This is a genomic window from Pseudomonas sp. GW531-T4 (assembly GCF_017349615.1).
GTDB lineage: Bacteria > Pseudomonadota > Gammaproteobacteria > Pseudomonadales > Pseudomonadaceae > Aquipseudomonas > Aquipseudomonas chlororaphis_I.
Map to the genome: position 1 here is coordinate 44,519 of NZ_JACMZT010000043.1, position 11,585 is coordinate 56,103.

The window sequence follows — 11,585 nt, forward strand, 5'->3', positions numbered from 1 at the left end:
GGACGGCGTTGCCGTCCATCGCGAGCAAGCTTCGCTCCTACAGGGGGATTGCGTTGCTTGTGTAGGAGCAGCCGGTCGACGCTCGATTGCTCGCGATAGCGATATCGGCCACACCGCCCTACTTACAGTTTTTCCTCCAGCACCTTGTTCAACTGCGCGCCGTCGATACTCAGGGTCGCGGTGTCGAGCATGCCTTCCAGGTAGGCCTTGGCGATCTGCTCCTGGCGCTGCGCTCGCAGGGCCTGGGTCAGGCGTTCGCGCAACTCGTCCAGGGTCGCGGTGCGGGCCGGTTGTTGCTCGGTGAGCTTGAGCACGTGAAAACCTGCCGCGCTCTGCACCGCATCGGACACCGCGCCGACCTTCAGGCGCGCCACCGCGCCGCGGACCTCGGGTACCAACTGCTGCAACGGCTGTAAACCCGAGTCGCCGCCGCGCCGGGCGCTGTCGGGCTCCTGGGAATACTGGCTGGCCAGGGCGGCGAAGTCGCCGGGGGCGGCCTGGGCCTTCTTGCTCAGTTCCTGGGCCTGCTTGCGCGTTGCTTCCAGCGCCTGCGGGTCACTCACCGCGAGGAAGATCTGGCTGACCCGGTACAAGGCCGGGGTCTGCCACTGCGCCTTGCCCGCGTCGTAGGCCTGCTGCAACTCGGCCTCGCTCGGGTAACCGGCCGGCACCTGGCTGACCGAACGCAGGTAGTCACGAAAGACGATCTGCTCGGTGGCCACCCGGGTCTGCAAGGCCACGTCCGGACGCTGGCGCCAGCCCTGGGCATCGGCCTGTTCGAGCACAGCCTTTTCCGCCAGGCGGGTGCGAATCCAGCTTTCCAGGGCCGGACGATTGCCCCGCAGCTGCTCGCGGGACGGCTCGGGCAACGCCGCGAACAGCGCCTTGAGTTCTTCCGGTGCCACCCGCTGGTTACCCAGACGCGCCACCGCCGGGCCGTCGTCGACCGGGCTGGCGGCCATCAGCCTGGGCTGTTGCGCCGCCACCGGGTCGCTGCCCGGGCGCACGCCCAGCCACACCGCCAGCGCCACCAGGGCCAGGGCTCCGACACCGACCATCAGGCTTGGCTTCTTCACTGCGCAGGCACCTCGGCGGCCTCGGGCGTTGTTTCAGGCGCTGCTTCGGGCGCATCGGCCTGGGCCTGCAGGCGCGCGGCGTGCTGGCTGTAGTCGCGCAGGTAGACGATGAATTCCTGCAACAGCCGGTCCCAGAGTTCCAGTTGGCTGCGCAGGTGATCGTGGCTGACCCCGGCCACCACCACGTCCATTTCCATCACCAGGAACTCGCCCTGCACCGAGAGCCGGGCAAAGCGTCGCGAGGCGTTCCACAGCTCGGCCAGGCCCGCCGGCAACTCGCCCTGGACCCGCAGCGCGCAGCTGAAGGTGAAGTCCACATAGCGGCCCGGTTCAGCACCCGCCGCGTTGCCGAAGCGCACGGCGTAGCCGATGCCCTGGCTGGCGCTGAGCAGTTGCACGATGCCGTTCTGGTCGGTCTGGTTGACCCGGTAGCCGGCGCCTTGCAGCAGTTCGGTGAGGCTCTGCGGGGTAACGCTGGCGATCAGTTGCGATTGTTCAGTCATGCTCGATTCTTCCCTGATATTCAGTGGGTGCTCGCTGCCTGGGGGGCATCGAACTGGGTCTTGTACAGGTCGTCGCCAAAGCCCTGGGCCAGTTCCTCGAACTTGACCCGGGCGCCGCCGGCGAAGGGCTGGCGGATTTTCATCACCTCGGCCACGTCGATCTTTTCGTAGGCCGCGAGAATCTGTTTGGCCACGCCATACATCTGCTGATTCTTGACCGAACATTGCTGCACTTGTGTGTCACGTTCGCTCAATTGCGCCTGGAGCCGGGCCCGCTCGGCCTCTTTGGCCCGGGCCATGACCAGCAACTCGTCATAGGCCTTCTTGAACTTGCCGATCTGCTCGCTGCTGGCGGCCATCTGCGCCTGGGCCTGGCTGTGCAGGTTCTGCTGCTGGCCGGCCAGTTGCTCGGCGACGCCGCGGGCCTTGGCCAGGTCGGCGGTCAGTTGCTTGATCTGCGCCTGCGCCTGCCTGGCCTGGTTCTCGGCGGCGACGCGGGCGGCGCTGGCCTGGGCCTGTTCGCTCTGCAGGGCCTGCAACTGCTGGGTGGTGCTGCGCAACTGGGTGCGCAGGCGCTCCTCCATGCCTTCGGCGCTGGCCCCGCTGGCCAGCAGCACGCCCAGCGTCAACAACAGGCCGCGCCTCAACAACAGGCAGCGCCCTGCCCTGGCTCGCGTGTTCATCGCCGTGCTGTTCATAGCAAGACTGGTCATGACAATGCCCCTTGCGCCCTAGAAGCGCGTGTTGATTTCAAGCTGCAAGACATCGATGTCGAACGGCGCGCCGTACACCGCCTCGGAGCTCAGCCAGCGGCCGGTGGCGAAGACGTTCTTGGCCAGGCCGTAGTTGCCGCCGAGGAAGTAACCCTTGGCGTTGGTGCCGCCGAGGTGGAACGAGGAGTCGTTGAAGCCGTCAGGCAGCGCATCGGGCTGGATGTACTTGTAGCCGGCGAACAGGTTCCAGTCGCCCTGCTTGGCCAGCTCCAGGCTGTTGCCCAGGGTGAACTGCACCATCCAGGCGTTGGCGCCGCTTTCCAGCTCGCCGTTGCTGTCCAGGTTGTTGACGATCTGGCCTGCGGAGCGCTTGCGCATCTCGCCTTCGTCGTAGCCCAGGTTGTGGATGTAGTTGGCCTGGCTGCGCAGCTTGAAGTTCTCCGGCAGGTCGGCGTCCCACACCAGGTTCAGGTCCAGCAGGTTGAACTCCGAGGCCAGGCCGACGAACTGCGGCTGCGCGGTGGCGGCCGGGTTGAGCGGGTTGGGCGTGATGTCGCGCAGCAGGAACACGCTGTTGCCCTTCTGCATGAAGGCCACGCGGCTGCCGTCGCTGTCGCAGCCCGGCGCCCCGGCCCAGGGTTCGCAGGCACTGGAGCGCTGGCCCTCGATGTCGTCGAAGCGGTAGTAGGCCAATGCGCCCTTGAGCCGGTGGTTGCTGTTGATTGCCCAGTTGGCGCCGATCTGCGCGCCGTACAGCCACTTGTTGTCGCTCTCTTCCTTGTCGAAGCCGTTGCTGGTGGAGGTGTCGTTGGTGTACTCCACCGGGAACGCGCCGACCGTACCGAACAGGCCCCAGTCGCGATTGAGCTTGTGGTTGAAGATCGCCGCCACGCCGTCGAAATTCAGGTCGTTGGAATACAGCAGGTCGGTGGAGAAGAACGGGTTGGCGATCCGCCCGCCAGTCAGGGTCAGCTCGTCGGTGGCCTTCCAGGTCAGGTAGCCCTGGTCGAGCCAGATGTCCTTCTTGCCGAACCCGCCGCCCAGGGTCTGGGTGGTGGACACCGGGTTGTTGTCCGAGCCGGTGCCGATGCGGATGCCGGCGGTCCAGTCCTCGGCGACCTGCGCCTTCATGCCCAGCCGGGCGCGCAGGCGGAACAGGTTCTCGCGGTCCTCGCGGGTGTTGAGCAAGGGCGGTAGGTTGGAGCTGCTGTTGGGGTTGACGTCGTATGGGCCCTTGTCATTGAGCTTGGCGAAGTCGACGATCTCGTTGCTGTTGCTGCCCGAGTAGTAGCGCGACTCGTCGCGCAGGCGAATGTCGCCGTCGAAGCTGATGCGCGATACCCAGTCCGGGAAGGTGTTGGGCTGGGCCCAGTTTTCCTGCTTGGCGGTGGCCATGACCTCGGCCTTGACCTGGTCGCGGATCTGGTCGCGGACGATCGCCGGCACGTATTGCACCCGCACATCCCCCGGCGTCGCCGCCGGCCCTGCCGCCACCGCGGTGTTGGCCTGGCGCGCCTGCTGCGCTTCGCGCTCGGCCTGGGCGATCAGGCCGTCGGCCTGCTCCTGTTTCAGCACGCCCTGCTGCACCAGCAAACGGATCAGATTGATCGTGGCGTTTTCCGAGGGCGCAGCAGGCGCGGCCGCTACCGGTCCCACCAGGGTCGCGATGACCATGCCGATCGCCAGGGACAATCGATTCACGTTGGAAATCATTTGCACACAGCTCCTTTTGGCAAAACTTGCATCAGTCGTTCGGTTAACCCGGACGCCGCCCCTGCAGGGACAGGCGTACAGGCAAGGTCAGGGAGGCCGGCGGCCGTTCCGTCAGGTGCGGTGCGCCGCGCAAGGCGGCCAGCACCAGGGTGTCGATTTGCGGGTTGCCGCTGGACTTGACCAGCTCGACCCGGGTGATCTCGCCGACGGCGCTCAGCCAGACGTCGGTTTGCAGCGAAAAGGCCTGGTTGCGCAGGTCCGGGTTTTCCCGCAGCACGCGCTGGAAGGTGAAGGCCAGGAACTGGCTGTAGGTGCCGTTGCCCAGGCGCCCACCGCCGGAACCGGCCATGCCGCCACCCTTGCCGGCGCCGATGTTGAAGGCGTCGCTGCCGGCCTGGGCATCGCCATCCATCTGCATCGGGTTAGCCAGATCGTCCACCGGCGACGGCGGCGCCTCTTCCTCGGGCTTGACCTGTTCCGGCTCCGGGGTCGGTTCCGGTTCGGGCACCTTCTCCTCGACCGGCGGCTCCGGCTCCTTGGGTTTTTCCGGCGGCGGTGGCGGTGGTGGCGGCAACGGGATGATGGTCGGCACCTTGGGCGCCTCGCGGCGCACCCCGCTCATGTCGTTGGCCCACTGCCAGAGCAGCCAGGCAGCGCCGGCCCCCAGCAGCAGGCCCACGCCCCACTTGAGCAGGCGCGGCGCCGTGCGGTTCTTCACGGGCGGCAGCTGGATCGGTTGTTGTGCGGTCATGGCTCAGCCCTGGCTCGGTTTGCCGGTGACCAGCCCGACCTGGGACAGCTCCAGCCGGCGCAGCAGGTCCAGGACCTCGATGACCTTCTGGTACTGCACCGTGGCGTCGCCGCGCACGATCACCGGGAAGTCCGGGTTCAGGGCCTTTTCCATGCGCAGGCGTTCTTCCAGCTCGGGCAAGGTCACCGGGTAGGCGTCGAGGAACACCTGGCCGCCGTCGTTGACCGAGATCGCCTTGGTCTTGGCCTCGGACAGCGACACCGAGGCGCTGGCCTTGGGCAGGTTGATCTGGATCCCGGAGACCTGGGCGGTGGCGGTGAGGATGAACATCACCAGCACCACCATCAGCACGTCCACCAGGGGCGTGATGTTGATGCTGTCGACTGCCGCGTCGTCATCGTCGTCGTGGGAGGCGTTCACAGAAGCCATGACGTTTCTCCTCAGGCCGGTACGCTGGCGTTGGCGTTATGCCCACGCGCCGGCGCGGCTTCACTGGACTGGCCGGCGCCATGCAGCTCGGCCAGGCGGGTGATGAACTCGTCGACGAACACCCGCATGTCGGCGCTGACTTCCTTGTTGCGGGTAATCAGCCGGTTGTAGCCGAACAGCGCCGGGATCGCGACGAACAGGCCCATGGCGGTGGCCAGCAAGGCCGCGGCCATGCCCGGGGCGATCGCGTTGATGTTCACGTCGCCGGCCATGGCCGTGCCGAGGAACACCACCATGATCCCCAGCACCGTGCCCAGCAGGCCGATGTAGGGCCCGCCGGCAATGGCGTTGGACAGGGTCGAGAGCTTGGAGCTGAGCTGCTGGTTCTCGCGGGTACGCACACCGTCCATGGAGCAGCGGATGGCTTCGATGGTCGCCGCCGAGACCGACGAGGTATCGGCGCCCTGCTCGCGACGGGTGCGGATCTCCTGGACCGCCACCTGGTACAGGCGCCACAGCGAGGAATGCTCCAGGCGCTGGGCCAGTTCGCGGTCGTCGGCGAACATTTCCAGGCGAGTGCCGACCCGGGCGAACTGCTCGCGGAACAGCTGGTTGGCACTGCTGACGCGGCCGACCATGCGGTTCTTGCGGATCATGATGATCCACGACTGGAACATCATCAGCACCAGCACCGCGATGATCACCCAGGCGTCCACCGGCACCGCCTTGAGCAAGAAGCCCAGGCTGCCGAAACCGAAGCCCGACTGTTCTTCATCGACGCCGTACACCACCAGCTTCGACTCGGCGCCCTGGGCCGCGGCATCGGCCAGCAGCAGGCCGGCGGGACGGGCCACCTTGGACAGGCGCAGCTCGTCGATGGCGCCGTTGAACGGCAGGAACGCACTGGCCTCGGTAGCGGCCTCGGCCCCCGCTACCGGCGGCAGGTCGGCGCCGATGGCCAGCGGCGAATTGAACGCCGGCAGCGCCACCGCCAGGCGGGCGCTTTCGCGGCCATTGACCCACAGCGCCAGCTGGCTGCCCTGAGCGGTCAGGGCCAGGTGCTGCCACTGCCCGGGATTGAGCGGCTGGGTCGACACCGCGCGCTGGCCGTCGACCTCGACAAAAGGCACCCCCTGGTTGACCCCGATCAGCAGGCTGCTCGCCCCTTCACGCCGGGCCAGCAACAGTTGCTCGCCGCTGGCCTGGTCCAGGCGCAGCCAGGCGCTGAAGGTAAAGGCACCCTCGGCACTGTGTTGCAGCGACGGGCTGGCCGGCAATAGCAGCGGCTGGCCGTTGAACTGCAAGGCCCGGCCGATGACCCCGTCGATGCTCGCGCCAGTGGCGTTCTGCGCGTGGTTGCCGTAGGCCGTGGTGTCCCTGGCCGGGGTACCGTTGGCGCCGTCGAAGTGATAGAGGGCGATGTAGTTCGGGTCGAAGGTCAGCTGGCCGTTGGCGCTGGCCGAGGCCTTCTGGTTGCCGTAGTACATCCAGATGTCCTGGCGCTGGCCGCCCTCCACGTTCGGCACATCGACCCAGACCAGGGCCATGCCCATCAGCGGGTCGAAGCTTTCGATCTGGTGGTTGAATACGGTCTTGTCATCGGCGCTGACGAAACGCAGGTCGGAGCCGTCTTCCTTGACCCCGTCGAAGCTGAAGTTGCCGGTGTGCAGGCGCACCAGCAGCGCGGTGCGGCCCAGGGCCTGATTGATGGCCGCGCCTTGCGGCGTGGTGTCGATGGAGATCTGCTTGCGGTAGTGCCAGTCGTCCTGCCACCACGCCTGGGCCGTCGCCGGGAGCACGAAGCCCAGGCAGATCAACAGGGAAATCAGTAAGCGCTGCATGAAAGTTACTCCGTGAAAGATCAAAACGTCGCCTGCACACTGAAGTGCACGCGCGAGTCCTGTTTCTGGGTGTTCGGTCCATCAAGCAGCGGGTAACCCCAGTCCAGGCTGCCGGAAAGCCATTTGCTCAAGCTGGCGCGGGTGCCCAGGCCGACGCTGGCCAGGCTGTAGTCGGCCTCCTGGTCTGGAAGCTCGTCGCGCAGGTACATCTGGGCCCCTTCGGCGAAGGCGTAAAAACGCCATTCGTTGACATAACCGCCCAGGTACTTGGCCAGGGACGGCGTGCGCAGTTCCTGGGAAAACAGGTAGCCGTCGTCACTGGTGCGCTCGGCCGCCAGGTAGCCGCGCACCGAGGTGGCGCCGCCGGCGGAGAACTGCTCGTTGGACACCAGCGGCCCCGAGGCCAGCTGGAACGCGGCCTTGGATGCGCTCTGCCAATCGTTGGCGAAGGTGTAGGTGTAATTCACATCGCCCTTGAGCACGGCGAAGCTGGGGTTGGCGCGGTAGCGCTTGTAGTCGAAGTCCTCGTCCGAGCTGCTGTAGCCGAACAGGCTGCGGGTGCCGGCCACCAGGCTCAGGCCCAGGCCTAGCTGGGAGGTCTCGGTGTAGCGGAAGCCGTTGTAGGCGAAGGTGAACGGCGCGTACTTGAGCGGCACCTTGTCGCTTTCGCCGCCCAGGCTCAGCTCTTCCTCGAAGTCCTTGAAATCCACCCCGACCGAGAACGAATTGGCCCAGGCGCCGCTCGCCGGCAGGCTGTAGATCAGCGACAGGCCGTAGGAATGGCCCTTGCCCAGCACGTTGCTGCCGCCGATGGTGGCGACGTTGCTGTCGGACTGGTAGCCGGCGAACTGCAGGCTCCAGCGCTCATTGAGCGGCGCGGTGTAGGAACCGGACCAGACCTTGGCGTTGTCCTGGTCCTCGGGCGCGGTGAAATAGGTCAGGGAAATGCTGTGGCCCAGCTGCCAGAGGTTGTTGTAGCCCAGGCTAGTGACCGCCCGCAGGTGCTTGGTGTCGGCGCTGTAGTCGTTGTTCAGGCCGATGCTGGCCTGCCAGGGGTTCTGGTCCTCCACCTGCAGGTCAACGTCCATGGTGCCGGGGCGCTGGCCTTCGCGGACCAGCGGCATGACCTGGCGCCCGGGGGTCTTGTTCAGGCTCGCCAGCTGGCCCTGGACCTTGGCGAAATCCGGTACCTGGCCTTCCTGCAGCGCCGGCACCTCGTCGCGGATTTCCACCGGCGAATAATGCTTGGCCCCCACCACTCGCACCCGTCCGACCTTGGTCTCGCTGACCTGCAGGTAGACGATGCCGTCCTCGACCTTCTGCTCCGGCAACTCGACGAACACCGACTGGTAACCGCGGGCCTGGTAGACCTTCTGCAACGCGTCGCGGGCGCCCTCGATATCGCCCAGGGCTTTCTGCGGGCCGAGGAAGGGATACACCGCTTCTTCGATGGCCCGGGCATCGAGCACGGTGTTGCCGCGCACGAAGTACTCATTCACATCCACCAACCGCGCGGGTGCGGCTTCGCCTTGCGCCGGTTCGCCTTCCACCGGGCCGCCCTCCTCGGCCAGCAACGGCTGGCTCAGCGCAACCAGCGCCAGCCAGCCGCACACCGGCAGCCAGCGCCTGGTCGGCCCCGGCCGCCCCCTATCGAACAGATGCTCCACACCGCCCCCTAGATTTCCAAGAATGTCGAACCGCGTCGAAACCGCCGTCGCCGTCTGTACGGCGTTTGGCCGCCTCAATTGCTCAAGGTCGATGTCGTGGCGTGCTTGGCCAGCCAGCTGTGCAGCAGCGCGAAGTTCAACGAGAACTCGGGCATTTGCAGCAAGGCGCCACAGAACACTTCACCGATGATTTTCTGGATCAGCAGCACCGCCCGCGCATCGTTCAACAGCGTGGCGATGTCGCGGCTCAGCACGCCGAGGCTCCAGACCTTCTGGTTCAGGTCCAGGCCGACGAACCAGCGAAACAGCAGGTTGTAATTGAGTTGCTCGTACAACTGCTGCTCGCCGGGCACCGAATACAGCAGCTGCAACAGCAGGATGTGCATCACCGTGCGTGGGGCGATGAGCATGCCGGGCTCGGCATCCAGGCCCTGGAGAATGTCGCGGTGCTGGTCGAGCAAGGCGTCGATCTGCGGACGCAGCAACACCAGCGAATGGCCCGGCGGGATATAGCTCGACACCTCCTTCAAGGCGCCCTGCCAGTCATCCTGGGAAACGATCCAGACCCACGGCGCACCGTAGCGATAGACCGATACCGGCTTCTTGCGCGCGGCTTCGACGATCTTCGACAGCCGCTGATCCAGCTCCTGCATGCCCACTTTCGCGTAGCGTTCCATAGTCCCCATAACCTCACTCCCGGCGTCCCGCCTCGGCTCAGAACAGTGGCCAGAAGGCCCCCTCAAGCGCGTCACATATCCATGACGGGACTGGCTAAGTGCTACCGAACTTTTGTCACAAAAGCTTCATTCACCAGGGGGTGGGGTTTGTTCGCGATGACAACGCTGAGAGCACCAGGTACTCGAATCGGATAGGGGATATCCAAGAAAGACGGGGCCCCCGTGAGGCCGGCCCAGATAGCACCGACCCGCCAGCAGACGAGCCGAAAAAGGCTGGAGCCCCGCGTTCATCGGGGCTCAGAGAACGGGTAGGAGCGAGGCTTGCCCGCGATGGCGTCGGCACTGTCGCTGATACGCTGGATGGAGTACACGAGACTCCCAGCCCACCACCATCGCCGCCGCTATAAAAACTGCCCGTCTGGCAGGCCCAGGTCGATGACCCCGCTGGCAAAATCCGACGCCGCCGCCCTGGCCTTCGCGGAAAACAGCCGCAACAGCACGACTTTACCCAGCGTGTCGCTGCGCAACGCCCCGTCGTGCCGGTTGCCGGTCAGGACCACATCCGGCGCAATCGTCCAACCACCGGCCCGGGCATAGAAACGCGCCAAGGGTGGGTCACAGGTGAAGACGCCAATATCGAGATGGCTGTGCTCCATGCAGCGGGTGGCCGCGGCGACTGTCCTCAACCCCAGGCCTTGCCCCTGATAGTCGGGATCAGTCATGACGCAGCTGAGCCCGCCAATGTCGAAGGTGTCGCCAGCATGCTCGATGGTCTTCATGGCAACGGCGGCATAGCTGACCACCCTGTCGTGCGTGCCGATATAGAACGAGAATGCGTCGAACACAGGATCGTGCAGCGGTGCGACCTGCGCTTCTTCAGGCGCATCCGGCTCGGGATAGACGCGCTGCTGCAACAAGGTAAATGCTCGCTGCACGGCCGAAGAGGCTCGGTTGTAGGCAATAGCGTCGACAGCCCCCGGTTGCGAGGGTTTGAGGTCTGTCATGGGGTTGTCCTTGTCTGAAGTGAATGTCGCTGCTTGTTATTTTCGTGTTGACTCAAATACTTGTTCAGCGCTGGCTTTTGCTACGTAATCAACTCCATCACTGCATATTCTATGAAGAACTTTGTCAGCAGCCCTCCCAGAATATAATGCGAGGCGATCAATTTTTTCTTGAGTGGTTCAGGAAAACTATCGACCTCATCAGCATCTAGCAGCCCCCTTTTAATAAAGTAACCGGAGTGCGCCAGAAAGCCTGCTATGCCCCCAATCACCGCCATCTTTCCCCAGGTTCCGAAATACAGAAACCCCCTTTGTTGATTGACGATGGGGCTGTTCTTGAAGTGCTCAAGTGCCTCATTCAAATGGTTGCGAATCCAATAGAGGTGCACACCAATCATAATGAAGGCCCCGAGAATAGTTCCCGCCATAAAAAAGCCAAGTACGATATGTGCAGTCGTTATTTCGTTCATTTTTCTGTTCCATAAAGCAGTTCTCCAAGAAACTTCCCGCCGCCTTCCCCCGCCTTTCCGGCTGCATAGGTACCTCCGCCGATCAGTACCAGGCCACATGCAAGCCCCCCGATACCACCGGTGGACGCTGCAACCGCAACACAGATAGTTGCCGCGCCGGAGTTTATAAAGGGAGTAGCGATTGCCCCGATAGCTACCCCGCCTGTAAAACTCCCCGTCTCGGTAAACTTCACCTTCTCACACGCCTCCTTGCTTCCCGCCAAACAAACATCCTGCACCTTCACATAAGAGGCCCCACCACCAAGAGCCGTCCCAATCCAACCACCCCACTTTAGAATCCTGGACGCCCGGGAAACACCCTCAATATGCGTGGCGTACCCCGGTATCTGCCCCACTGCGCCCGCCTGAGTCCAGCGATGCACCAGGCTGCGACTGGAAATCCCCAGGGCACTCTTAAGGCTGGGGTGGTCAGGAAAGGCAATGCTCATTTTTGTAATGGGCAGCAGGCTAGCGTCCAACTGCACGAACAGCTTTTTTCTTTCACTGAAGAACTCGACGCTGCGCAAATGCCCATCCCGCAGAAAGAACTTCTGATGAAGCGCTTCGATATCCAGCAGTGTCCTTTTCAAACCATCCATGTGGTTACCCGCGGCCGCCGTGCCGACGTTTAGTGTCGTCGAACCATAGGACAGTATCGATTCAACCTGCGCCCGGTGCTTGAGCATAAAGGCTGCTTCCTCATCG

At 64.5% G+C, this 11,585-nt stretch carries 11 protein-coding genes and 1 pseudogene; all 12 read right to left on the reverse strand.

Annotated elements, in window-relative coordinates:
- Positions 1-122 precede the first annotated feature (122 nt).
- Positions 123-1,076 carry a peptidylprolyl isomerase gene (locus J4D28_RS25615; protein WP_053268938.1) on the reverse strand — a complete coding sequence of 318 codons (954 nt, stop codon included), beginning with the start codon at positions 1,074-1,076 and terminating at the stop codon, positions 123-125.
- Complete coding sequence (locus J4D28_RS25620) at positions 1,073-1,579, reverse strand: YbjN domain-containing protein (protein WP_103331641.1); 507 nt, start codon at positions 1,577-1,579, stop codon at positions 1,073-1,075. The genes J4D28_RS25615 and J4D28_RS25620 overlap by 4 nt, the downstream gene beginning before the upstream one ends.
- Before the next feature lie 20 nt (positions 1,580-1,599).
- The gene (locus J4D28_RS25625; protein ID WP_103331644.1) at positions 1,600-2,262 is read right to left on the reverse strand and encodes a DNA repair protein; all 663 of its coding nucleotides are present in this window, start codon (positions 2,260-2,262) and stop codon (positions 1,600-1,602) included.
- 48 nt (positions 2,263-2,310) lie between these two features.
- On the reverse strand, positions 2,311-4,005 hold the full coding sequence (locus tag J4D28_RS25630; RefSeq protein WP_103331642.1) for a putative porin: 1,695 nt from the start codon (positions 4,003-4,005) through the stop codon (positions 2,311-2,313).
- A 43-nt stretch (positions 4,006-4,048) separates the two neighbouring features.
- Complete coding sequence (locus J4D28_RS25635) at positions 4,049-4,756, reverse strand: TonB C-terminal domain-containing protein (RefSeq protein WP_009048782.1); 708 nt, start codon at positions 4,754-4,756, stop codon at positions 4,049-4,051.
- Positions 4,757-4,759: 3 nt separating this feature from the next.
- Positions 4,760-5,185: a biopolymer transporter ExbD gene (locus J4D28_RS25640; RefSeq protein WP_009048781.1), complete on the reverse strand. Its 426-nt coding sequence runs from the start codon at positions 5,183-5,185 to the stop codon at positions 4,760-4,762.
- Positions 5,186-5,196: 11 nt separating this feature from the next.
- Positions 5,197-7,026 (reverse strand): DUF2341 domain-containing protein, encoded by a 1,830-nt coding sequence (locus J4D28_RS25645; protein ID WP_103331643.1) that lies wholly within the window; start codon positions 7,024-7,026, stop codon positions 5,197-5,199.
- Positions 7,027-7,046: 20 nt separating this feature from the next.
- Positions 7,047-8,693 carry a ShlB/FhaC/HecB family hemolysin secretion/activation protein gene (locus J4D28_RS25650; RefSeq protein WP_223815581.1) on the reverse strand — a complete coding sequence of 549 codons (1,647 nt, stop codon included), beginning with the start codon at positions 8,691-8,693 and terminating at the stop codon, positions 7,047-7,049.
- Between the two features lie 74 nt (positions 8,694-8,767).
- Complete coding sequence (locus J4D28_RS25655; RefSeq protein WP_169897782.1) at positions 8,768-9,379, reverse strand: transposase; 612 nt, start codon at positions 9,377-9,379, stop codon at positions 8,768-8,770.
- Between the two features lie 392 nt (positions 9,380-9,771).
- Positions 9,772-10,374, reverse strand: a complete 603-nt coding sequence (locus J4D28_RS25660) for a GNAT family N-acetyltransferase (RefSeq protein ID WP_028682432.1) — start codon at positions 10,372-10,374, stop codon at positions 9,772-9,774.
- 80 nt (positions 10,375-10,454) lie between these two features.
- Positions 10,455-10,841: a hypothetical protein gene (locus J4D28_RS25665; RefSeq protein ID WP_028682433.1), complete on the reverse strand. Its 387-nt coding sequence runs from the start codon at positions 10,839-10,841 to the stop codon at positions 10,455-10,457.
- Positions 10,838-11,585 (reverse strand): annotated as a pseudogene (locus J4D28_RS25670) (PAAR domain-containing protein); the annotation flags it as partial. The pseudogene J4D28_RS25670 and the gene J4D28_RS25665, both read right to left, overlap by 4 nt.